25 protein-coding genes are annotated in these 23154 nt (G+C 63.0%); 21 read left to right on the forward strand and 4 right to left on the reverse strand.

From position 1 onward, the window contains the following. Nucleotides 1-389: 389 nt before the first annotated feature. Nucleotides 390-635, reverse strand: a complete 246-nt coding sequence (locus tag AC3AP7_RS18915) for a helix-turn-helix domain-containing protein (protein WP_487364111.1) — start codon at nucleotides 633-635, stop codon at nucleotides 390-392. Nucleotides 636-892: 257 nt separating this feature from the next. On the opposite strand from AC3AP7_RS18915, the gene AC3AP7_RS18920 reads away from it, so the two are divergent. From AC3AP7_RS18920 to AC3AP7_RS18965, 10 genes are all read left to right on the forward strand, one after another. Then, nucleotides 893-1768 (forward strand): branched-chain amino acid ABC transporter permease, encoded by an 876-nt coding sequence (locus AC3AP7_RS18920; protein WP_487364112.1) that lies wholly within the window; start codon nucleotides 893-895, stop codon nucleotides 1766-1768. A 3-nt stretch (nucleotides 1769-1771) separates the two neighbouring features. After that, the gene (locus AC3AP7_RS18925) at nucleotides 1772-2848 is read left to right on the forward strand and encodes a branched-chain amino acid ABC transporter permease (protein WP_487364113.1); all 1077 of its coding nucleotides are present in this window, start codon (nucleotides 1772-1774) and stop codon (nucleotides 2846-2848) included. Further along, the gene (locus AC3AP7_RS18930) at nucleotides 2848-3582 is read left to right on the forward strand and encodes an ABC transporter ATP-binding protein (RefSeq protein ID WP_487364114.1); all 735 of its coding nucleotides are present in this window, start codon (nucleotides 2848-2850) and stop codon (nucleotides 3580-3582) included. Before AC3AP7_RS18925 ends, AC3AP7_RS18930 begins: the two co-directional genes overlap by 1 nt. Then, nucleotides 3569-4330, forward strand: coding sequence for an ABC transporter ATP-binding protein (locus tag AC3AP7_RS18935; protein ID WP_487364115.1), 762 nt, complete (start codon nucleotides 3569-3571; stop codon nucleotides 4328-4330). Before AC3AP7_RS18930 ends, AC3AP7_RS18935 begins: the two co-directional genes overlap by 14 nt. Before the next feature lie 8 nt (nucleotides 4331-4338). Then, the gene (locus AC3AP7_RS18940) at nucleotides 4339-5517 is read left to right on the forward strand and encodes an ABC transporter substrate-binding protein (protein ID WP_487364116.1); all 1179 of its coding nucleotides are present in this window, start codon (nucleotides 4339-4341) and stop codon (nucleotides 5515-5517) included. Between the two features lie 49 nt (nucleotides 5518-5566). Beyond that, on the forward strand, nucleotides 5567-6982 hold the full coding sequence (locus AC3AP7_RS18945; protein WP_487364117.1) for an amidase family protein: 1416 nt from the start codon (nucleotides 5567-5569) through the stop codon (nucleotides 6980-6982). Continuing rightward, on the forward strand, nucleotides 6979-7533 hold the full coding sequence (locus AC3AP7_RS18950) for an amino acid synthesis family protein (RefSeq protein WP_487364118.1): 555 nt from the start codon (nucleotides 6979-6981) through the stop codon (nucleotides 7531-7533). Before AC3AP7_RS18945 ends, AC3AP7_RS18950 begins: the two co-directional genes overlap by 4 nt. A 62-nt stretch (nucleotides 7534-7595) precedes the next feature. After that, a complete protein-coding gene (locus AC3AP7_RS18955; protein WP_487364936.1) occupies nucleotides 7596-8630 on the forward strand; it encodes a porin in 1035 nt (344 codons plus the stop codon). A gap of 605 nt (nucleotides 8631-9235) precedes the next feature. Continuing rightward, nucleotides 9236-9478, forward strand: a complete 243-nt coding sequence (locus AC3AP7_RS18960) for a helix-turn-helix transcriptional regulator (RefSeq protein WP_487364119.1) — start codon at nucleotides 9236-9238, stop codon at nucleotides 9476-9478. After that, nucleotides 9475-9780 (forward strand): hypothetical protein, encoded by a 306-nt coding sequence (locus AC3AP7_RS18965; RefSeq protein WP_487364120.1) that lies wholly within the window; start codon nucleotides 9475-9477, stop codon nucleotides 9778-9780. The genes AC3AP7_RS18960 and AC3AP7_RS18965 overlap by 4 nt, the downstream gene beginning before the upstream one ends. Nucleotides 9781-10170: 390 nt before the next feature. On the opposite strand, the gene AC3AP7_RS18970 is transcribed toward AC3AP7_RS18965, so the two are convergent. The 3 genes from AC3AP7_RS18970 to AC3AP7_RS18980 form a co-directional block, all read right to left on the reverse strand. Next, nucleotides 10171-10446 (reverse strand): transposase DNA-binding-containing protein, encoded by a 276-nt coding sequence (locus AC3AP7_RS18970; protein WP_487364937.1) that lies wholly within the window; start codon nucleotides 10444-10446, stop codon nucleotides 10171-10173. Nucleotides 10447-10526: 80 nt separating this feature from the next. Next, nucleotides 10527-11657, reverse strand: a complete 1131-nt coding sequence (locus tag AC3AP7_RS18975; RefSeq protein ID WP_487364121.1) for a DSD1 family PLP-dependent enzyme — start codon at nucleotides 11655-11657, stop codon at nucleotides 10527-10529. Nucleotides 11658-11847: 190 nt separating this feature from the next. After that, on the reverse strand, nucleotides 11848-12768 hold the full coding sequence (locus AC3AP7_RS18980; protein ID WP_487364122.1) for a LysR substrate-binding domain-containing protein: 921 nt from the start codon (nucleotides 12766-12768) through the stop codon (nucleotides 11848-11850). A gap of 139 nt (nucleotides 12769-12907) precedes the next feature. Here AC3AP7_RS18980 and AC3AP7_RS18985 point away from each other — a divergent pair, with 139 nt between their 5' ends. The 11 genes from AC3AP7_RS18985 to AC3AP7_RS19035 all read left to right on the forward strand — a co-directional run bounded on the left by AC3AP7_RS18985 (nucleotide 12908) and on the right by AC3AP7_RS19035 (nucleotide 23154). Beyond that, entirely contained in the window at nucleotides 12908-13312 is a 405-nt protein-coding gene (locus AC3AP7_RS18985; protein ID WP_487364123.1) for a RidA family protein, read from the forward strand. A 66-nt stretch (nucleotides 13313-13378) separates the two neighbouring features. Next, nucleotides 13379-14260, forward strand: coding sequence for a GNAT family N-acetyltransferase (locus AC3AP7_RS18990; RefSeq protein ID WP_487364124.1), 882 nt, complete (start codon nucleotides 13379-13381; stop codon nucleotides 14258-14260). A 204-nt stretch (nucleotides 14261-14464) separates the two neighbouring features. Next, the gene (locus AC3AP7_RS18995) at nucleotides 14465-15790 is read left to right on the forward strand and encodes an NAD(P)/FAD-dependent oxidoreductase (protein WP_487364125.1); all 1326 of its coding nucleotides are present in this window, start codon (nucleotides 14465-14467) and stop codon (nucleotides 15788-15790) included. Nucleotides 15791-15877: 87 nt separating this feature from the next. Then, the gene (locus tag AC3AP7_RS19000) at nucleotides 15878-17344 is read left to right on the forward strand and encodes an aldehyde dehydrogenase family protein (protein ID WP_487364126.1); all 1467 of its coding nucleotides are present in this window, start codon (nucleotides 15878-15880) and stop codon (nucleotides 17342-17344) included. A 57-nt stretch (nucleotides 17345-17401) separates the two neighbouring features. Further along, entirely contained in the window at nucleotides 17402-18592 is a 1191-nt protein-coding gene (locus tag AC3AP7_RS19005) for a M20 aminoacylase family protein (RefSeq protein WP_487364127.1), read from the forward strand. A 330-nt stretch (nucleotides 18593-18922) separates the two neighbouring features. Further along, nucleotides 18923-19729 (forward strand): IS5 family transposase, encoded by an 807-nt coding sequence (locus tag AC3AP7_RS19010; RefSeq protein WP_487364128.1) that lies wholly within the window; start codon nucleotides 18923-18925, stop codon nucleotides 19727-19729. A gap of 42 nt (nucleotides 19730-19771) precedes the next feature. Next, entirely contained in the window at nucleotides 19772-20578 is an 807-nt protein-coding gene (locus tag AC3AP7_RS19015) for an IS5 family transposase (protein ID WP_487363172.1), read from the forward strand. Nucleotides 20579-21117: 539 nt separating this feature from the next. Next, nucleotides 21118-21741: a hypothetical protein gene (locus AC3AP7_RS19020; RefSeq protein WP_487364129.1), complete on the forward strand. Its 624-nt coding sequence runs from the start codon at nucleotides 21118-21120 to the stop codon at nucleotides 21739-21741. A gap of 20 nt (nucleotides 21742-21761) precedes the next feature. Beyond that, nucleotides 21762-22385, forward strand: coding sequence for a lytic transglycosylase domain-containing protein (locus tag AC3AP7_RS19025; RefSeq protein ID WP_488324852.1), 624 nt, complete (start codon nucleotides 21762-21764; stop codon nucleotides 22383-22385). A 66-nt stretch (nucleotides 22386-22451) separates the two neighbouring features. After that, nucleotides 22452-22793, forward strand: a complete 342-nt coding sequence (locus tag AC3AP7_RS19030) for a TrbC/VirB2 family protein (RefSeq protein WP_487364131.1) — start codon at nucleotides 22452-22454, stop codon at nucleotides 22791-22793. 16 nt (nucleotides 22794-22809) lie between these two features. Beyond that, nucleotides 22810-23154 (forward strand): VirB3 family type IV secretion system protein, encoded by a 345-nt coding sequence (locus tag AC3AP7_RS19035; protein WP_487364132.1) that lies wholly within the window; start codon nucleotides 22810-22812, stop codon nucleotides 23152-23154.

Here is a 23154-nt window from a genome sequence, read left to right on the forward strand (position 1 = left end):
TCGCGCGCCGTCCGGTTGCAAAGGTCGCCGTGCATACCGCCTCCTATTGATTATAATAAATTGACGATAGGCACAATCATGGCGATTGTCAAGATGGCGTGGTGTACACGATTGCTGCGTAAATTCAGGGTAAACGTGGAAAATGGCAACGTTGACACCCGATTTCCTTGGGCGTAGATTTGATTGCAATAAATTCGTCTGGTGCAGGAACGATGACGACGCGTGACCATATCCCGCGGTCGCTTCTGAAAACGAGGCGCGGTTGGTATGAATGCCGTTGGGACGTGTCAGGTTGTGCGTGGGCCAGACGCTCAAGCGGCCAGATATCGAAGCTTCGCGCCGCCAGGGCGACATCGCCCCGCTGAAGTGTGGAGCTGGAACGAACCGTGTCAGCGACGGCCGATGCGATCCTCGACGCCTTTGATGATGTGCGAGAGGGGCGCGTCAAGCGCGCCGGCCAGAACAAGCAATGCGTCAAGTCCGGCGACTGTTTCAGCGCGCTCGATGAGCGAGACCGTATTGGGATGAACCTTGGCGCGGAAGGCGAGGCCAACCTGAGTCAGCTTTTTCCGTTTGCGGCGTGCGCGGATCTCGGCACCGAGCGCCTTGATGAATGCTTCTGTTTCTGTGGTCATGCGGACTCGATTTGACTGGCCCCGTCGAGTATCGGGGAGCGTTCATCCAGAAATTCACAATACATTGTGAATCTAGTTTGAATTTGCCCTGTGACTAACAATATATTGTGAGTGTCCGGATGACTGATTGCCGGTTGGGGAAGCCACAAGACGTAGCGGCAGAAGTCGAGGCGCGGATGCCGGCAAGAGTCGTCTCGGATGGGCTTTGAGAGGCAGGTCCATGGAACCCCCGGATGCTAGTGATTCCTGGAGAATATATGGTAGTTATCCTGAATATATTGAGCGACGTTAGCATCCTGGCACTGATCGCGCTTGGTCTCGCGATCATCTTCGGCCTGATGGACATCGTGAACCTCGCACATGCCGAGTGGGTCACGATCGGAGCCTACACGCTGGCGGTAGTCCAATCGGCCGACGGGCCTCACGCATTCTGGCTCGCGCTGTTCGCCGCACCTGCGGTCGGTGCGGTGCTCGGGTGGTGTCTGGAGCGTCTCGTGATCCGACTGCTCTATGAGCGACCACTCGACACACTGCTTGCGACCTATGCCGTCGGTCTGATCGTCCGGAAAGCTCTTGAGCTGATCTTCGGCACACAGCCGATGCTCGTATATGCCCCGTTCACCGGCGCGATCGCCGTGCCCGGCGGCAGCTATCCGGCGTACCGGGTGTTCGTGATCGGTGTGGCCCTCGCCGTGACGGCCGGCTGCTGGTTGCTCTTCGCCCGTACGCGCTTCGGCACACAGCTGCGTGCCGTGATCCAGCGCCCGGAGATGGCCGAGGCAGCCGGCATCGATACCCGTCGCCTGAACCGGCTGGCCTTCTGCGGTGGCGCCGCGCTCGCCTCGCTGGCCGGGGCGCTCGTCGCGCCCATGGTCTCGGTGGATGCTCACCTCGGTGTTGCCTACCTGGCCAGGGCGTTTTTCGTGATCGTGCTGGGGGGCATCGGTTCGATCGCCGGGAGCCTGCTGGGGAGCACCGTCGTCGGTACCGCGGAGACGCTGCTCAGCTATCACGTGGATCCGTCGCTCGCTTCAGCGCTCGTGCTGGTCCTGTCCATCGTGCTGGTCCGCTTCCGGCCACAGGGGCTCATTCCCGGGTTCAGCGCCGCTCATCAACTTCTCGGTAAAGGTTAACCGATGTCTCAGGCCCTCCTTGCTCGCACGCGCCTCTGGCTGTCGCAGCCCGGGATGACCCGGGACGACCTGTCGCCCCTGGCGACGGGTATCGCGATCGTCGCCGCCGCGCTGATCCTGCCATTCTGTCTGGGGCCCTATCTGCTGTCGATCGTGCGCGATGCGCTGATCATGGGGATACTCGCGCTTAGCTACGATCTGCTGTGGGGACGGGCGGGCGTCCTGACACTCGGACACACGACCTTCTTCGGGCTTGGCGCGTACGGTTTCGCGGTCGCCACCGTGCGGTTCGGACAGACGCCCGTGCTCGGGCTGGTCACCGGGCTCACGTGTTCAATGGCGGTGGCAGCCGTCCTCGGCTACTTCCTCCTGTATGCCGGCGTGAGGCTGCACTTCTTCGCCATTATCAGCATGGCCGTGCTGATCGTCGTCCAGCAACTGGCGACGAGCTGGCAGTCGGTCACGGGTGGGGATACGGGCCTCCTGGGTATTCCGGGGCTGTGCTTTCATCTGGCCGGACATACGCTCGATCTGAGCGGCCCGCGCGGATCCTGGTATGCCGTGACGGCGGCTCTTCTCCTCTTCCTTGGTCTGACATGGCTCACGTGCCGCAGCCGCTACGGCAAGGTGCTGGCTGCGATCGCCACCAACGAGTGGCGGGCGAAGGCCTGCGGTTACCACACGCCCTGGCACCTGCTGCTGGTGTTCGTGGTGTCAGCGGGGCTCGCCGCGATCGCGGGTTCCCTGATGGCCGCGTGCTCAGGTGTGGTGGCGCCGGATGTGTTCTCGCCGATGCTGGCCACCGAAGTCATTCTCTGGGTAGCGGTCGGCGGCCGGGGCACACTCGGCGGTCCGGTACTCGCGGCGATCGTGCTGACGCTCCTGAAGCAGACGGTCTCAAGCCTGAGTACCGACGGGTGGCCCCTGCTGCTCGGCGCCCTGTTCGTCTGCTGCATCCTGTTCCTGCCCAACGGTGTACGGCTGCACGGCCTGACGGCGGCCCTGCGCCGCATCGCGCACGCGCGCCGGGGGCGACGAACTGCGATGCCCCACCGCGAACACGCGGAAGGAGGGCGCTGATGGACGCGCCGTTGATGGAGGGCACTGGATTGCAGCGCGCGTTCGGCGGGATCCAGGCGGTTGCCAGCGTCGACGTCACGATCGGTCCGCGCGATCTGCTGTGCGTGATCGGCCCGAACGGAGCCGGCAAGAGCACGCTGGTCGGCCTGCTGTCGGGCGCGATCGCGCCGGGGAGAGGAGAACTGTTCCTTGCCGGCGAGCGGGTGACCGGCCGGCCCATGCACCAGTTCTGCCGGCGCGGTGTGGTGCGCAAGTTCCAGGGCACCAATACGTTTCTGGCGATGCAGGTGCGCGACAACCTGATTGTTGCGGGACTGGGCGTCGCCGCCCACCGGGCCACCCCGATGCCCGACCCCGACGCGGTGCTCGACGAAATCGGCCTGACGGCTGAGGCGAACGAGCTGGCGATGCACCTGCCGCACGGGGCGCGGCAGTGGCTCGAGATCGGCATGGCGATGATGTGCCAGCCCTCGCTGCTGCTGCTCGACGAACCGGCTGCGGGACTGTCTGCCAGCGACGCGCAGCGGCTCGTACGGCTCATTCACCGGTTGCGGGAGCGCTGTGCGGTGCTGGCCATCGAGCACGACCTGGGCTTTGTTGAGGCGATGCAGTGCGAGACCTGGGTCATGCACCGCGGCCAGATCGTGCGGCAGGGAACCTATGCCGATATTGCGTGCGATGAGGAAATCCGGCGCATCTATCTTGGTCAGGGGGCGGCTCGTGCTGCACATTGAAAATCTGTCCGCTGGCTATGGCGATGTGGACGTACTGCACCAGATTGGTTTCGACGTGGGACCGAACGAGGTCGTTGGCGTGCTCGGCTGCAACGGTGCGGGCAAGACGACGCTGGTCAAGGCGATCATGGGGCTGCTGCCGCGCGCGAGCGGGGACGTGCGCTTTCTCGGACGTGGCATCCGTGGCCTGCCCACGCACCAGATCGCGCGCCGGGGCATCGGACTGGTGCCGCAGGGACGCTGGATTTTTCCGAAGCTGACCGTGCGCGAGAACCTTCTCATGGGTACACAGGCGGCGGGCGGCGGGGCGATTCTCGACGAGGTGTTCGACTATTTTCCTGTGCTGAAGACCCGTCTTGCGCAACACGGCGGCACGCTGTCGGGCGGCGAGCAGCAGGTGCTCGCGATTGCCCGCGCCCTGTGCGGCCGGCCGAAGCTGCTGCTGCTCGACGAACCGTCCGATGGCGTGCAGCCGAATCTCGTCGAGCTGATCGGTGAAGTCATCCCGATGCTTTGCCGGCGATCGCAGCTTGCCGTGCTCCTTGTCGAGCAGAACCTCGATCTCGTGTTGCGCAGCGCGCAACGCTGCATCGTGCTTGCGAACGGGCGACTGGTTCATGCGGGCGCGATCGGGCCCAGCCACGGCGCAGCCAGCGGCCATTCGCTGGCGCACTTCCTGTCGCCAGCAGCTGGCTCCAGCATGCCCTCGATGCACCCGACACCTTCCGACCTGCAACCGACCCGATGAGGATACCGATGAATCGCCGCGACTTCAGCCGAACTGCACTATTCAGCGCCGCTGGCGCGCTCGCCGCGTCCGCGGTCCCTTCGCTGGTGCATGCTGCCGGACCGCTGAAGATCGGCCTCCTGGCTCCGCTGAGCGGGCCGCTGACCCGTGTCGGCGAGACAAACCGCAACTGCGCCGAGCTGGCCGTCGCCGAGATCAATGCCGCTGGCGGCCTGCTCGGCCGTCCGCTCCAGTTGCGGGTCGAAGACACGCAGATGTCCACGGCCGTTACGCTCGAAAAGGCCCGGCTGCTCCTGATGCGCGACGAGGTGGCCCTGCTCACCGGTATGGTGCTGCCGTCGGAGCGCGAAGCTGCGCTGCAGGCCGCCAGATCTTCGGGTCGCCTCGTCGCGTACCCGAACTTCGACGAGGGGCGGTGCGACCCACATCTGCTTACCACGGGACTGGCGGTCAACCAGCGCGTCGACCCGCTGATTGCCTGGCTGATGCGCCACGGGGGACGCTCCGTCTGTGCGGTTGTGTCGGACATCGGCAGCAATCGCAAGGTGCTCGTGCCTGAGTTGAGGGCCGCGGTAAAACGTCATGGTGGCGCCTTCCTCGGCGTGTACTGGCTGCCGTTCGGCACCCGCGATTACGGGGCGGTGCTGCAGCAGGTAGCCGGTCAGCATCCACAGATTGTCTGGCACAGCATCGGCGACGACCCGGTGACCTTCGTCAAGCAGTACCGCTCTTTCGGCATGAAGCCGCAACTCGTGACCGACATCGCGCACGAGTCACTGTCGATAGCGACGACCGGCGCGTCGACGGGAATCATCGGCGTGTCGTCGTACTACATGAGTATCGACAATCCACAGAACCGGGATTTCCTGACGCGCTATACCGCGCACTATGCCGATGCGCACAATCCCCGCCTGGGGCCGTACGCGGTAGTGCTGCCGCATGGCGAGTGCACGTATGCGGGTATCCGCCTGTTTGCGCAGGCGGCCACGGCGGCCGGCAGTGTCGATGTGGCTCAGGTGAAAGCCCGGTTACCGGGTGTGTCGCTGGACCTGCCGCGCGGCAGGACGGGGGTGAGCCCGGACGGCGATCACGTGCTGTGCCTGACGCGCATCGGCCGGGCGCTTGCCGACGACAGTTTCGAGATTCTGGACTCGGTCGGACCGATCCCGCCAGGGTGCGAGGGATAAGGGGATCAATTCACCGGGAAATCCATTTGAAAATTATTAAGGATTACATATGAATGACGTACTCAGGATGAGTGCCCGCCAACTGATCAATGGTTACCGGCGCCGCACGCTGTCACCGGTCGAGGTCATGTGTGCGGTGCTGGACCGGGTCACGCGCTTCGATCCGCTCGTCAATGGCGTGTGCAGTATCGACGAGGACGGCGCACTGGCGGCTGCACACGCGTCGGAGCGTCGCTGGATGCGCGACGAGCCTTGCGGGCTGCTGGATGGTGTGCCGCTCTCGGTCAAGGACCTCGTGGCGGTCCGGGGATTGCCGACGCGGCAGGGATCTCTCACGTCTCCGGTCACACCAGAGCACGAGGACGCCCCGGCCGTCGCCCGGCTGCGGCGCGCCGGCGCAGTGCTGTTCGGCAAGACAACAACCTCGGAATTTGGCCACAAGATCGTCACGGACAGCCCGCTCACGGGTGTTACCCGTAATCCCTGGGACCGGCGAGTCACACCGGGCGGTAGCAGCGGCGGATCGGCCGTCGCTGTCGCGCTCGGCATGGGTCCGCTATCACTGGCGACCGACGGTGGAGGATCGATTCGCATCCCGGCTTGCTGGAGCGGCCTGGTGGGGATGAAACCCTCGTTCGGTCGGGTGCCGGCGGGCGCCGCGGGCAACTGGACGGGGCTGTCGGCGCTCGGGCCGATGGCCCGTACCGCGGGCGATGCCGCCCTCATGCTGGGTGTCCTCACCCAGGTGGAGCGCAACGAAGGGCTCGCCACCGGGAACAATCCGGACGCCTGTGCCGGACTGGACGATGGTATCGCCGGGTTGCGCATTGCGTATTGCCATGCCCCCGCTGGCGTGCGCGTCGAGCCCGGCATAGCAGACAGCGTGCGTCAGGCCGTCGGCTGCCTCGACGCACTGGGCGCGCAGGTCGAGGAAACCGGCGTGAAGCCGCTGGCGGGGTATGTCGAAAGTCATATGCACGCGATCCAGTGGGCCGTGTATTTCTCACAGCGGGTCCAGCAACTCCCCGAGTCCGCGCGGGCCCAGCTCGATGCGGATGTGCAGGAACTGGCGCGGACCGGGGCACGGGTGATCACCTCGGCCTTTGCCGATGCACTGCAGGCGCGACATGCACTCACGGTCGCGATGACGGCCCTTTTCGAGGAAGTCGACCTGCTGGTGACTCCGACATTTCACTGCGGACCGCCACCCGTACCCGGTTTGCCTGGGGAACTGCGCAACGCGCCGCCGCTGACGTCCTGGTGCAACCAGACCGGGCTGCCGGCTGCGAGTGTGCCTTGCGGTTTGCCAGGCGGTTTGCCGACGGGACTGCAGATCATCGGTCCGCCGGGTGGGGATGCGCTGGTGCTGCGTGCAGCGTGCGCGTACGAATCCGCACGAGGCCCTTTTCCCGAGCCGGCGCAGGCATGGCAGGACCCGGTGACCGAAGCGGTGGGGCGGCCATGAACGTACCGGTCGTGAAGATCGTCGTTCACCTTGTCGAGCGGTGCGCGGAGTTGGAGGTCGCGGTCGACCCGCCGCACCGGCAGGGCATCGCCGCGGCCGTTTTGACGCTTGACGGCTGGCGCGCGGATGTCCCCCTCGCGTCGCTCGAGTGCCTCTACGCGGTGGGCGCCGGGCTCGGCACGCTGTTGACCGAACGCGCGCGCCGGGCACTGGATATCGAGCCGTCTGCGATCCAGGCCTACGGAAAGGCGGCACTGGTCGGCACCGCCGTGCCACTCGAGTGTGCAGCAGCGCTCCTGCATCCACGGATGGGCCAGGCGATGCGTGCCTGCCTGCCCGGAGCGACCTCGCTTATCCCGTCAGTGACCAAGCGTGGGGCGCCCGGTACGTGCATCGACATTCCGTTGCACGGAAGCGTGGATATGTGGCGTTTCGACTACTTCGACACGGTGTCGCTGATGCTGGCTGACGTGCCCGCGCCTGACGAGATCGTCGTGGCGGTTGCGCTGGCCGACCGTGGACGCCCGCTCGCGCGGATACGCCCGGACTGAACGCGACCTCGTGCGCGGGTTCGGCGATGCGGGCCAACATGCACAACAAGGAAGGAGACACCATGCAGGTCAGGTTTCAGGCAAGGGCAGGGCAGTGGACGGTGGCGCTGGCGATGTGCGCATCTGCCGGTATGGCCCACGCACAGTCGTCCGTTTCGCTGTACGGGCTTGCCGATGCATTCGTCGGCGAGTTTCGTCCCGCGGGCGCGGCCGGCAACGCGTGGCAGGCGGGGTCTGGCGGAATGACGACGTCGTACTGGGGGATGTCCGGTTCGGAGGATCTGGGGGATGGCCTGAAGGCTGTCTTCACGCTGGAGAGCTTTTATCGTGTCAACTCCGGGCAGGCCGGCTCATTCACCGGTCAGTCGTTCTTCGGGCGCAATGCATTTGTCGGCCTGAGCGGACACTTTGGCGAGCTCACCATCGGGCGCAACACCACGCCGCTGTTCGTGTCGACGATACTTTTCAATCCGTTCGGCAACTCCTTCGTTTTTTCTCCGATCGTGATTCACAGCTATCTCGGTTCCGCGATGGGGGCGGCGTCGTTGCAGAGTGATACGGCTATCGACGATTCGGTCACATATCAGACGCCGGAGATCGATGGCCTGTCGGGCAGCCTGCTTTACAGCAACGCGGGCGTCGCAGGACACGCGGGACAGGCGAACTACAGTGCGAACGTCCTGTATTTCGCGGGACCGTTCTCGGCCACGGTTGCCGTGCAGACCTTGCACACCGCCTCGCTGTTTCTGAACGGTGCGACCGCTCAGACCGCGTGGCTTGCCGGGAGCGCATACCAGTTCCAGGCATTCAAGGTGGATGTGCAGGTCGAGAGGGTGACGGACAACAACGCGCTGACGGACGATACGGCACAGGTAGGGGCGAGCGCCCGTATCGGGAGAGGCAGCGTGCTGCTGTCGTGGGCCGGGACGCAGCGGCATCCGGTGGTCGGGTCCGATATCCGCTGGTCCACGGTGGCGCTGGGTTACGACTATCCGCTCTCGACGCGGACTGACGTCTACGCGGGCTGGCGGTATGACACGATCACGAGCCTGTCGTCGGGCAACAGTGTGGGCGCCGGGATACGAATGAAGTTCTGAGCCATGCGGGCGCGCTGGCAAGGGACTGGCGATGAACGGACACCTGCTGGTCAGGCGCGACCCGCATCTTGCCGGGATCGGATGACATCAATCCATGGCACGCTCGCGATCAGTGGTAACGCCACATGATCGTGGCGAACATTCGATTCTCTCGACCACACCACCGGTCGGGTCGCTGTCACAGAAACAGGGAGGCTGCCGCAACCCTGAAGGGGAGAACCCGTGAAGTCGCGGTGGCTAGCAGGTGATCGCCAGAGTCGGCGCGGTCCATGTGCGTGGCATCGAGACTGCATTGTGCCGGGTGTCATCCGCTGATCGAATGGGGGCGAACGTATTCCCGCGAAGTGAGCCCTGGCCGGCGATCTTCCTCAACCTATGGGTCGGACGTACGGACAGTGAGATCGACACGGGAGGCGAGCGCCTTTATCGCCGTGATCGCCTCTTTCACCCGATCTCCCTTCCGCGCAACGGCTGGTTGATTGTGAAGCAGAACCCGACGGGACATCCCGTCGACACGACGGGTTTGGCTGACCGCCTCGACGACTGCTTGAATGCCTTCATGTTCCGGCCATGTTCGCGCCGGATAACTGGTCGGAGGGCAAATCATGTTCGTCGAAGAGAGTGGTGCGCTTGCGATCCTGCGTCGTCCGCAGGTCGAGGCGAGAACGGGGCTGTCGCGTTCGACGATCTACAAGCGTATGCAGGACGGTACATTTCCACCGGCAATTCCTCTGGGTGGTCGCATGGTGGGCTGGCGTGCCGCCGACATCGACCAGTTTCTCAGGAACCCGGCACACTACAGGGCACACGTTACATCCGCAAACGTTGATCGGGGCGGCACGTTGTGAGTCGCGACCTCAGCAGCGATACGCCCGAGCATCGCCTGGAGAACTGGGGCAACGCGGGGCGGGGGGCCTATGATCCGGTTGACGCGGGGCGGGTGACACAGGCCTGGCGGACGCTGAGCCCCAGGCATCAGGAACTGCTTCGAATGGTGTATCTGTGGCGTGCGCATCGCGAGGTCGTCTGCCGGCGACTGGGTATTCCGCGCCGTCCACCCGACCGGTTCGATCTCGAACTCGCGTGGGCACAGTCCGCGCTGGCGCGGGCGTTGGCCGATGTGGCGAACGCGGGTAGTGGGGCGCGTTGATCGGGCACGATGTGGGGCGACAGAAAAAGTGCGAGATCACGGGCTGACAGGCACATACTGGATGAATTAGCCGGGACTCGATCTGAAAGGTGGTCGGTCCGATAGAGAGAGAACGATCAATGGGCGGAAGGGGTTTCTCCCCTGGCGAGTTTCAGTGAATTGAGAAGGGTGTACATTGGCATCGTGCCGCAATACCACCGCCCCCTGATGCTCCTGTTCATTGTTGTACCGGTCGAGCGACGCATCAAGATCCGTCTGCAAGGTGGCGATCGATTCGAAGATCCCTTTGCGGAAGGCGACGCGGTAGAACCGTTGAGCAAGGTTTTGTGCAATCGCCCGACAATCCCATTGGCTTGCGGCGACCTGGCCGTTGTTTGCGGATGGTCAATGTCATCCGGGCACCGCGCCACGTCGCATACGCTCAGCCGAACACTGCCAGTGCGGCTCTATGACTTCGGTCCAGCCCAGCCTGTCCTGCGTGAAGAATCGATAAGCCTCAGCCGGCTCGGCCCAACCCTCGCACGCCTGCGTAATGCTCGCCACCAGATTAACCGACAGTTGTCCGAACGGCACGATCACCTGCCAGTTCAGCCACCTGTCGCCCAGATTCGATACCCTTGAAATCCATTGCCGCCCAGCTCCCCGTTGCTTCTGCCATTCGTGCATCGCGCAAGAAGCAAGAGAAAACGGCAAGCCGCGGAAGCTTACAGATCGGTCACGCCAACCGGTGCCTATTGGAATGCGTACTACCAGCCGTAAAAGCGCGACCAGGTTTCCACGCTGCCGTCCGCTGCAATCGCCTGATAGACGGGATGCTGTGCGCCGGTTGCACAGGCATGATTGGGCAAAATGCGCAGACGCGTACCGATTGGAAAGCGTGTCTCGATGTCGTGATCCGGTGTGGCCATGTGAGAAATGATGCCGTGCTCCTGGTTTGCGCTGCTCATCACGTAATCGCCCACGACCTCGCCGCCTTCCAGGCAGACGAGCCCATAGCCGAAGTCTTGCCTCTGGCGCTGCGTGCCCCGGTCGCGACTCATTGCCATCCAGCCTGCATCGACAATAGCCCAGCCTTTCTCGCGCTGATGGCCGATCACCGTGGTCAACACGCTCAGCGCGATTTCCGCGATTTGGTTGACGCCCACGTTGTGCATCACGAGGTCGAACATCACATAGACACCTGCGCGAACTTCGGTCACGCCGTCCAGATGCGTGGCGGCTAGCGCGGTCGGCGTCGAGCCGATACTCACGACGTCACACGGCATACCTGCCTCCCGGATGCGTTGCGCCGCGCGTACGGCGCGCGAGCGCTCCTGTTCCGCGATGCGAACCAGATCTGCATGCGTATCGTAGTCGTAGCTGGAGCCCGCATGGGCGACGACGCCGCCTAGTTGCATGCCGCCCTCGACGAGCGTGGTGGCAACTCTGAGGAGCAAATCGTCTTCCGGTTCGATACCCGAGCGATGGCCGTCCACGTCGATCTCGATCCACACGTCGAATTTTTCCTGATGCTTCCGTCCAAACGCGACGATGGCCTGTGCGCAGACGATACTGTCCGCGACGATTTTCAGCGAGCAGCCTTGCCGACGCAGCGCCAGGGCCTGCAGAAGTTTGGTGGGTGCCATGCCGACGGCATAGACGATATCGCGCACGCCGATTGCAAAGAACTGCGCGGCTTCCTTCAGTGTGGACACCGTGATGCCTTGCGCGCCCGCATCGATCTGAGCTTTCACCACCTGCTCGCATTTGGTGGTTTTCACGTGCGGCCGAAAATTTACTCCGAGCGCATTCAGGCGATGTTGCATCCTCTCGATGTTGCGCGTCATGCGTTCGACATCGATCAATGCGGCGGGGGTATCCAGCGACGATAATTCCATCTGCTGCTCCTTACAATTCCATGCGCGAGTAGGGCCAGGGCATCGGGATGACGCCGTGCGGAACGAGTCGCCAATATAAGATTCGCATTCAGGCGTGTGTTTAACGAACGATAAATTGAGCATTAATCCACATCGAATACTGCTTCGATCGTTGGGGCGAATGGTGCGTCGAATTGCGTCGAAGCCCGCATCAACTGCGCCACGGGACGGGATCGAACGCGCGCTTCGCGGCCTCGATGAATACCCGCTGACGGGTCGTCAGACCATGACGTGTGGGCATCAGCGCCATCACCGGCGCGGATTCGAGGCGCCACGCAGGCAATACGCGTTTGAGTTTTCCCGTTGCAATCAGACGCGCTGCATCCCATTCGGAGCGCTCAATGATGCCGAGGCCATCAACAGCCCAGTCGCTGACGACGGTACCGTCGTTGGACGACAGCGCGCCGTCGAGCCGGACGGTGACCGTTTTGGTACTGCGCTTTCCTGCTCCGTCGGCCTGGGTAAAACGCAGGCGCGTCACATCATCGTCGTTTTCGCGCAATGTCAGCCAGGGGTACTGCGTGAGCTCCGATGGATGCGCGAGCTTCGATAGGCGGCGTGCGAGGCCCGGGCTTGCACACAGAATGCGATCGTTGGGCGCGAGATAGTGACCGATCCACGATGCCCCCTTGACCTTGCCGATGGAGACCACCGCGTCGGCGCCCTGAGCAGCGGTGAGCGGGCTGTCGGACAGAATCAGCGAAATTGCGAGATTTGGATGCGAGCGATGCAGATCGCGTACCAGCGGCGCGACATGCGCACGGCCAAAGCCGAAGGGGGCGACAACCCGCAAATGCCCGCTGACGCCGCCCAACTCGCCGGAGACGCGCGCAGGAATCGACTCGATCCGCTCCATGATCTCGACAGCTTCCTGAACCAGTCGCTCGCCTTCCGTGGTGAGCGAGATACCGCGCGCTGCACGCGTGGCGAGACGTATGCCCATGCGCTTCTCGATGCGCTGAAGACGAACCGTCACGGCGGGCGGGGTGAGGTTCAGCAGCCGCGCGGCGGCGGCAAGTGATTGCGAGACGCCGAGCGCGCGAAACAGGCGCATGTCTTCCATATCGATCATTAAGCGACCTTTAACGATAGATTCACTGGATATTAAACATGATAAAGAGATTTTTTTCTATAGTGCGTCGTACGAGCCCGGCAACGGCAGTGTGTCTCCGAAGGCGTGGGCGAACCTTATTCAACGAGGAGCGACCTTTATGGACCAACCCAAACACGCGGCCCACGTTCCACAGACGATGAACCCGGCCGGACTCGCGACACCCGGCGGTCACTACAGTCACGTTTCGATCGCAAACGGACTGGTCTTCGTGTCCGGTCAACTGCCCATCGACACGCACGGCACGAAGCTCACGGAAAGCGCATTCGAGGCCCAGGCAGCACAGGTGCTGGCCAATCTGGGCGCGGCGTTGAGCGGTGCGGGCAGCGATGTCTCGAAGCTGATACAGGTGCGTGTCTATATCGTCGATGTCGAGTACTGGGCGAGTTTTAACGCTATCTATGCGCGCTGGGCCGGCGAAGCGAGACCCGCTCGCGCTGTGGTGCCAGTTCCAGCCGTGCACTTCGGGCTGAAGATTGAAATCGAAGCGGTGGCGACGCTTTAGCGTCATCCCGGACCTCATCCCGACACTGGCGTCCACAAGGCAAAGCGAATCAGACAGCACACTATGATGAACGCACCATCCACGACAAACCTTCACTATCGAGTCTTTACCTCCTCCGATATCCCGATGGCGCATGCCTTATCGATGGCTGTCGGTTGGCCGCATCGCCCGGAGGACTGGCGGTTTGCCGCCGCGCAAGGCACCGGTTTTGCGGCTGAAGAAGACGGTGTCGTGATCGGCACCGGACTGTGCTGGAAATTCGGCCCGGATCGAGCCTCGCTTGGTCTCGTGATCGTATCGTCAGAGCAGCAGGGGCGCGGTATAGGCCGCAGGCTGATGGAACTGCTGCTTGAAGAACTGGGCCCGCGTGTCACGTTTCTGCACGCCACGCCTGCCGGCAGGCCACTCTACGAAAAGCTCGGCTTTGCGGTCTGCGATACGCTTGACCAGCATCAAGGCCATGTGGGTGACGTGTCGCCGGTGGGATTGCCCAATGGGGAACAACTGCGCGCTGCGACCGTCGATGATTTTCCCGCGCTCATCGAACTCGCGACGCGCGCCTATGGTCTCGAACGTAAGGTGATGTATTCGGAACTGCTGGCGACAGGCGAGAACGCGGTGCTCGAACGTCAAGGTGAGATTGTTGGGTTTTCAGTGCTGCGCCGCTTCGGTCGGGGTCTTGTGCTCGGTCCGGTCGTTGCGATGCCTTCGCAGGACGATTTGCATGCCAAAGCGTTGATTGGTCATTGGCTGACCGGTCGAGAAGGCGAGTTCGTTCGTATCGACGTCCCTTCGGGCGCGACCCTGACCGACTGGTTGATTGTGCGAGGCCTGAAGCGCGTGGATACCACGGTGAAGATGGTTCGCAATGCGCCCGTCGATGCGCATCGCGGCCCACCCGATCCGGTCTTCCGACCGTACGGGCTTGTCAGTCAGGCCATGCTCTAAAGCCGCGCTGCGTACGAACGCCTGGAAATGAGCTGCCCGATGCTGCTTTGTATGCAGGCATGAGCCTCCCAGGCAGATATTCGGTTCGTTTAGACCAGTCCATTCGATATTTTCTGCTGCGAGACGTCTGTAATATCAATTGCAGGCGTCCGGCAGAAGCCATGCATGGCTCCCGATGCCTGAGTGAGGAAGGAGTTTTCCCAGATGCGCGTACCATTGACCCGTATTGTTACCAGTCCGACGCTGCCGGATAGCGCTGATGTCGTCGTGATAGGCGCCGGCATCGTCGGCGTATTCACCGCGTGGTTTCTGGCGAAGCGCGGAGTGAGGGTCGCGCTGATCGAAAAGGGCATGGTTGGCGGCGAGCAATCCAGCAGGAACTGGGGCTGGTGCCGGCAACAGAATCGTGATGCACGCGAGTTGCCGATCGCAATCGAAAGCTTGCGACTGTGGGAACAGTTCGAAGCCGCGTCCGGTGAAACCGCCGGCTTTCGCCGCAGCGGCCTGCTGTATCTGAGCAACGACGACAGCGAACTCGCTGGCTGGGCGAACTGGTGCAACTTCGCGCGCACGGCGGGCGTGAAGACGGAAGCGCTCGGTGGCAAAGCCGCGACTGCGCGCGCGGCTGTGACCGGAAAACACTGGAAGGGTGGTGTGTTTGCGCCGACCGATGGCACCGCGGACCCCGGCGCTGCCGCGCCCGCCGTGGCGCACAGCATCATGAAGCTCGGCGGGACCGTGCATCAGAACTGCGCGGCGCGCGGAATCGAAATAGAAGGCGGTCGTGTCAGCGGCGTGGTGACAGAGCACGGTATGATCCGCACGAAGATCGCGGTGCTCTCAGGCGGTGCATGGGCGTCGGCGTTCTGTCGGCAACTCGGTATCCGGTTGCCACAGGCCACGATCCGCTCGTCGGTCATGTCGGTCTCGCTGCCACGCGGTACGCTGCCCGATGCGCTGCATACGAAGGCCATCACGATCACGCGACGCGGTGACCAAACGTATTCGCTGGCGATTAGCGGCCTCGCGAAAATGGATTTCACGCTGCAAAAGTTCCGCTATGCCAAAGATTTCCTGCCGATGTTTACGCGTCGCTGGCGCAGCCTGAGTCCCGGAAATCTCGAAGGCGTACGCTCTGGCCACGAGAACATCGGGCGCTGGCAACTCGACCAGCCAACACCGATGGAGAGAATGCGCGTCCTCGATCCGTGCGTCGATCAGGCCACGCTCAAGGAGATTTACCGGCGTGCCATCGAAATGTGCCCGGCGATTCGCGCGGCACCGGTTGCGGCGTCCTGGGCTGGTTATATCGATATGACGCCGGACGGCGTGCCAGCAATCGGCGAGGTGAATAACCTGCCCGGCTTCTTCCTGGCCGCGGGCCTGAGTGGTCACGGTTTCGGCATCGGTCCGGGGTGTGGCCATCTGGTCGCGGACCTCGTGATGGGCCTGAAGCCGATAGTCGATCCCGACCCCTACCGCCCGGAGCGATTCGAGGAACCGGTTTGGGGGAAGGTCGCCGAGTTTTAACAATCGCCGTACCGACTGGCAAGCCGATCGCAAACTACCGTTTCCGCCCTCGAAGGGTGCATGGTCAAGACTCCAGGACATGCCGCAATGAATTCACCCGTTCTTCACCTGAAGCATGCGGCCCGGCTGGACCGGTTCTTTATTGACGGCGAATGGACGCTGCCCGCGTCCATTTCAGGCACAGCGTGCGCTGCGGTAACCTGCCCGTCAACGGAAGAAACGTTGTGCGAGATTTCGCTAGGTGATGCGAGCGATGTCGACCGTGCCGTGCTAGCGGCGCGTAGGGCGTTCCCGCAATGGTCCGCGACGTCTCCGCAGGAACGCGCGGCGATGCTGGATCGCGTACATAGCTTGATGATTGAGCGCGCCGAACTATTCGCCCGGGCGCTGACCCTGGAAATGGGCGCGCCGATCAACTATGCACGCGTTGCGCATGTGCCGCTCGCGATTGCCCATCTCCGCGTCGCGCGCGACAACCTGGTGCGATACCCGTTTCTTGCCCTGCGCGGCACCACGGCGATTGCGCGCGAACCGATCGGCGTGTGCGCGCTCATCACGCCGTGGAACTGGCCGATCTACCAGATCACGGCGAAGGTCGGTCCGGCGCTGGGGGCAGGTTGCACCGTGGTCCTGAAACCCAGCGAACTATCGCCGCTAAGCGGGTTGCTGTTTGCAGATGTGATGGCTGATGCGGGCATTCCGGCGGGCGTGTTCAATCTGGTGAGTGGCACGGGTCCGGAAGTGGGCGCGGCGCTCGCATCGCACCCTCAGGTCGATATGGTGTCGATCACAGGATCGACACGTGCGGGCGTACTGGTCGCGCAGGCGGCCGCGCCAACTGTCAAGCGCGTGGCTCAGGAGCTTGGTGGCAAGTCGCCCAACATCGTGCTGCCAGATGCCAATCTGCCGCGTGCCGTGTCGCTTGGCGTCGCAGCGGCCTTCCGCAACATGGGCCAGTCGTGCAGTGCACCGACCCGAATGATCGTTCCGCGCAGCGTGATGGCCGAAGTCGAGGCGTTCGCCGTGGCCGCTACAGAGCAGATGTGTGTCGGCGATCCGTTCGCGGAAGCGACGACCCACGGACCGCTCGCCAATCGGGCGCAGTTCGGCCGGGTGCAGCAGATGATCGAGACCTTCATCGACGAGGGAACGAAACTGGTTACGGGTGGGGCTGGAAGACCCGAAGGATTCGGCAAAGGCTTCTATGCACGTCCGACGATCTTCTCGGACGTGCGGACCGGAATGAGCGTGGCGCAGCAGGAGATTTTCGGACCGGTTCTGGCTATCCTGCCGTACGACACGGTGGACGAAGCAATCGCCATCGCGAACGACACCATCTATGGGCTCGGTGCGCATGTGCAAGGCACGGACAAGGCGCTAATGCGTTCGGTAGCAGGGCGTATCCAGTCCGGCCAGGTGCATCTGAACTATCCGGAGTGGGACCCGCAGGCACCGTTCGGCGGCTACAAGCAATCCGGCAATGGTCGCGAGTATGGTGTTGAAGGCATGGAAGAGTACATGGAAATCAAGTCGATCCTCGGGTACGAGGATTGAGTTGGTGCCGAGGTTCGCGTCGTGCGCTGAAACTGTTCGTTTTCGAAAGGTGTTGATTTGGATACCGCTGCTATTGTCGAGTCATCGCTGGTCGCGTATCACCCGCATTGGGAGAAGTTGCGACGCGATCTGCACGCCCATCCCGAACTTCGATTCGAGGAGCACCGCACGGCGGGCGTCGTCGCCCGCGAGTTGACGGTACTGGGGTACGAGGTGTCGCGAGGACTCGGCGGAACGGGCGTGGTCGCGAGCCTGCCCGGTGAGAATCCGGCTTGGGGAATCGTGCTGCGCGCGGATCTCGACGCGCTACCAATCCACGAAGCCAACGACTTCACGCACGCATCGTGCGCACATGGCGTTATGCACGCCTGCGGCCATGACGGACATACGGTGATGTTGCTGGGCGCCGCGCGCATCCTGAAAGCATTGCCGCAGTTGCCCGGCAGCGTGCACTTTGTCTTTCAGCCCGGCGAAGAAGGCGGAGCGGGCGCGCAAAAGATGATCGACGACGGGCTGTTCGCGCATTGTCCCACTGAGGCCGTATTTGGTATGCACAACTGGCCCGGTTTGCCCGCTGGACATTTCGGCTTGCGCTACGGCCCGATTATGGCGGCGGGTTCGCGCTTCCAGATTACGGTGACGGGCAAGGGTGCACACGCAGCGCAACCGCATCTGGGCCTCGATCCGATCCCGCTGGCTTGCTCGATGGTGTTGCAATGCCAGACCATCGCGGCGCGACACAAAGACCCGGCGGACCCTGCGGTAATCTCCGTTTGCATGATGCACGCGGGCGACACCGATAACGTGATCGCCGATAGCGCCGAGTTACGCGGCACAATCCGCACGCTGTCGGCGGTGATGCAGCAGAAGTTGCAGCGCGATATCCAGTTGGTGTGCGAAGGGCTGGCAGGCGCGTACGGCGCACAAGTCGAGGTTAAATTCTTCCAGTACTATCCGGCCACCATCAACACCCCTTCCGAGACCGCACTGTGTGAAACGGTGATTCGGGAGACCTTCGGCGATGAACGCGTGCGGCCCGACGTGCCGGTCAATATGACGTCGGAAGACTTCGGCTTCATGCTGGAGCAACGACCCGGCACCTATGTACTGATTGGCAACGCAGGCACCGTGTCGGCGGGTTTGCACAACCCGAAATATGACTTCAATGACGACATTATCCCGACTGGCGTCCGGTACTGGGTCGCGCTGGCGCAACATTACTTCCGCACGCGGCGGCAGAACCTGTGAGCCGTGCGTGGTGGCGCGGCGGCACCTCGAGCCGGCGCCTGGAGCGTTTTGGCGCTCAAATCACGGCTGCGCTTGAATTGCTTGCCTTCCGTCTCGGCCTCCTCCATATCACGCTGGCGCTCCGCAAGCCGTACTAAAGCTTGATGGCTGTGCGTTGCGCGTTGTCTCTGAGAGACGGCGAGGCATCATCGAAGCGTCGCTTGAGTCACCGCGTAACGGTGAAGGCGAACGGCTCCCATTGGCCAAGGCTTTGTGAGAACTCGCCCGGAACGCGCTAGAGCGTGTTAGAAGGTGTTATGAACTTTCGGCCAGACCTGGTACCCTGGCGGGATGAAAAGACGCAGACCCTACCCAACGGATGTATCGGACGAAGAGTGGTACTTCGCCGCTCCGTACCTGACCTTGATGAACAAGGACGCGCCTGAGCGTCGCTACGAATTGCGCGAGATGTTCAACGCTTTGCGCTGGATTGTCCGTGCGGGTGCACCGTGGCGTCTGCTGCCCAATGATTTTCCGCCGTGGGAGACGGTCTACCAGCAGACGCAGCGCTGGATTCAGGCGGGCTGTTTCGAGGCCATGGTCAATGACCTGCGTTCGATTATCCGGGTGGCGCAGGATCGCCGAGGTCAGCCCAGTGCAGTCATCCTCGATGGCCGTACGCTGCAGTCGACGTGCGAGAGCGGTCCACGCGCAGGCTACGACGGGTACAAACGCAAGAAAGGCAGCAAAGTGCACATGGCGGTGGACACATTGGGGCAACTGCTTGCGGTGCATGTGACGCCGGCCAACGAACAGGAGCGCGCGCAGGTCGGAGAACTGGCACGTCAGGTTCAGCAGGCCACGGGCCAGACGGTCAAGGTGGCGTTCGCCGATCAGGGATATACCGGCGAGGAGCCTGCGCAGGCAGCACTCGACGAAGGAATCGAGCTTCAGGTAATCAAACTGGCGGAGGCGAAAAAGGGGTTCGTGCTGTTGCCGCGCCGCTGGGTGGTGGAGCGCAGCTTCGGCTGGCTTAACCGCTTCCGCCGTCTGGCCAGAGACTACGAGCGATTGCCCGAAACCTTGGCTGGCTTGCATTTCGTCGTATTCTCCGTGCTTATGCTCGTCCACTTTGCAGCCCTTAACAAAAGTGCATAACACCTTCTAGGTACTTTCGGTCAAACCTGGTAACCTGGCGGAATGCCAGAACGCAAGCCATATCCCACGGACGTTTCGGACGAGGAATGGAGCTTCGCCGCTCCCTACCTGGTCTTGATGAACGAAGGCGCGCCGCAGCGCCGATACGAACTGCGCGAAATGTTCAACGCGCTGCGCTGGATGGCGCGCGCCGGTGCGTCGTGGCGCATGCTGCCGACTAATTTTCCGCCGTGGGAGATGGTCTACCAGCAAACGCAACGCTGGCTTAACGCGGGTTGCTTCGAGGCGATGGTCAACGATTTGCGCTCGGTGCTGCGCGTGGCACAGGAGCGGCAGGGCCAGCCCAGTGCGGTTATCCTGGATGGCCGCACGTTGCAGTCCACGTGTGAGAGCGGTCCGCGCGCGGGCTATGACGGTCACAAACGCAAGCGGGGCAGCAAGGTTCATATGGCCGTCGACACCCTGGGCCTGCTGCTCGCGGTACACATTACGCCGGCCAACGAGCAGGAGCGTGCGCAGGTGGGCGAGCTGGCGCGCCAGGTTCAGCACGTCACCGGCCAGACAGTGAAACTCGCCTTTGCAGACCAGGGCTATACGGGTGACACGGCGGCACAGGCCGCTCGTGACGAAGGTATGGAATTGCAGGTCATCAAGTTGCCCGAGGCGAAAAAGGGCTTCGTGCTGCTGCCGCGTCGCTGGGTGGTCGAGCGCAGCTTCGGATGGCTCAACCGCTTCCGGCGGCTGGCACGCGACTATGAGCGCTTGCCTGAAACCCTGGCGGGCCTGCACTTTGTCGTCTTTGCCATGCTCATGCTCGTCCATGCTGTGCCCATTATCCAAAGTGCCTAACACGCTCTAGCTAACGAACTCGGCTCGCCGGATCGCGGTGTACAGGCTTGGAAGTGGTTTGCGAGGGATAGCCGCTCATGCCCAACAGGCTCCTGTCGACGAGATCGTTGGAACATGCGAAGCCAGCGATGGCAGCGTAAGGCTCGACATGTACAAGGCAGTTGCACCTACTGGAACGAACGGCGTCTGACCAGAAAGAATTCCTTGCGACAGCCGAGCCATGAAAATTTTTTGGGGAACCGGTGAGACCGGCACGGTAGTCCAGGGAACGACGACTCATTGTGTTCCGCTTTTGACGCCTTGCATATGCATGAGTACTGGCCTAGATTGAAACCAACAATCTGATCCGGTCAACGTGCGGCGCACGACCGAGTACGCGTTAGCGGTCCCGATGTATCGACGTCAGTACAACCGGTCAGTATGTTGAGTCGTTCCCGAAGAAGCCTGCGTTCGCAGGCTTTTTTGTTTCCGGACATATCTTCGTTATTCCCCCCGGTTCACCTGTCGATACCCGGTACCCTGCTCCGAGGACGACAGTCATGAAACCGATTCTGGTGGCATTTCCCCAACCTGGCCGGGGTATTGCCTTGCGCATATTCCTCGTCGTGTGTTATCCGCATCGAGCGCGCTGCGCCCATACGTTCATGATGTGCCGGCGCCGTATCGTGGTCTGCGCAACGGTGGCTGGACTCGCAACGGCATGGTCCAATGTCGCCCGTGCGGATAACTGGGGCTGCCAGGTCATCCTGTACCTTCCCGGTCCCGCTGAAACGCAGCAGTACGGCGGGCGCTTGCCGCCGATGGAGCGGTTATGGCGCGCGCTGCGTTACGACGATTCACTCCCGACCTGCGATTTCGGCGGCTGTCGCGCGCGAGGCGCGTTCGCAACCGATACGTTCGCGAGCGGCGGCTATTGCCGCGAAGATCCCGTGTATTGGGGCGGCCCTGAACGGGGCATCTTGCGTTGCCGTGCCTCCGGCGCAATTAACGTCGATGGCCAGCCCTATGCCCGTGTCTGGTGGGGCGTCGACCGACCAGGTCCGACGAACACCGGGTTCTATCGTGTCGGTAGCACGCAGCGGCCTGCCGACCGGACACGGTCGGCCAGGCCTTTCCCGAAGGAAAGGATCGGGCAGGACGGCCGATCGGCGGGAGGGCGCTGATCATGCCGCTTCACTTTCTGATGCTTGCGCGGCAGTGCGCCCCGCAGATCTCACCGGTCACGTTGGCAGCGGTGGTGCGCGCCGAATCGGACTTCAATCCGTATGCGATCGGCGTGGTACGTGGGCGGCTCGTGCGGCAACCGACCACCGCGGCGCAAGCCATGGTGACGGCACGCGCGCTTGAGGCGAACGGCTGGCGCTTCAGCGCAGGGCTCGCTCAGGTCAACCGTGTGAACTGGCCGCGGTATGGGCTTACCGGGCGGACCGCGTTCGACCCATGCCGCAACCTCGCGGTAGGCGCGGCGATTCTCCAGAACTGCTTCATGGCGGCGCGCCACATTTATGCCAACCCGCAGATAGCGCTCCGGGCGGGCCTCTCGTGCTATGCGAGCGGTAATTTTTCGACCGGCTACCGCATCGGCTACGTGCAACACATCGCAAGCAGCGCGCTGCCGCCCCGTCCGGTATCCCCCGTCCTCGTTCCAGCCATCGCACCGATTCCGGTCGAGCCGGTGACGTCCGATGTGGCCAGCGGCCACGTTCGGTCCAGACGTGCGATCGATTCGCCGCGGCGAGCGGAACAAGGGCTGCCGCCGCCCGTAGATCCGGGCGGCGAGCGGGTCTGGAGCGCGGTGGTGTTCTGAAGCGTAGGCGGAGGGTGCGGAAGGACAGGCACGGCATTCGATTTTGCAGGCGAACAGGAGCGACGCATGAAATCGGAAACACAAGACCGTACAGGCACCAGGCAGGAGAGAGTCCGGTGGCCCGGTGTCGAAGAACGGTGGGCGCGAGGGGTCCCGTTGGCGATATCGATGTGGCTCATCGCCACGCCCGCCTGGGCGCAGCTGTCACAGGTCAATACGCTGCTGGACACGATCCAGACGACCCTGCTGGGTGTGGGCGGCGTGATCTGCTCGATTTCGATCATCTGGGCAGGCTTCCGGATGATGTTCCAGCACGCGCGGTTCGGCGACATCGCGAACGTGTTCATTGGCGGTCTTTTTGTCGGCTGTGCGACGGTGATCGCCGGCATGCTGATTCCGACGAGTTGATCCGGAGCCGGCAACCATGAACCCGATCACGAACTCGCCTGTTAATCCGCTCAGGGATGCGGTCTTCAAGGGGTGCACGCGGCCCGCGATGCTCTGGGGTGTGCCGCTCGTGCCAGTCCTCATGGTCGGTGGCGGCATGCTGATCCCGTCTATCTGGGCGTTGCTTGCCAGCCCGCCGATCGGTGTCGGGCTCCTGTTCCTGATGATTCCGGTGTTCGTCGCCATGCGCGTCGTCACACGCCGCGACGATCAGCGCCTTGCGCAGTACGTACTGCGCCTGCGCATGGTCGTCCGGCAGGGCAATCGCTGGTTCTGGGGGGCGCGTGCCTACACGCCGGTTCGCCTGAAGAGGAGGGGATGA

The sequence above is a fragment of the Paraburkholderia sp. PAMB 6770 genome (assembly GCF_057748135.1).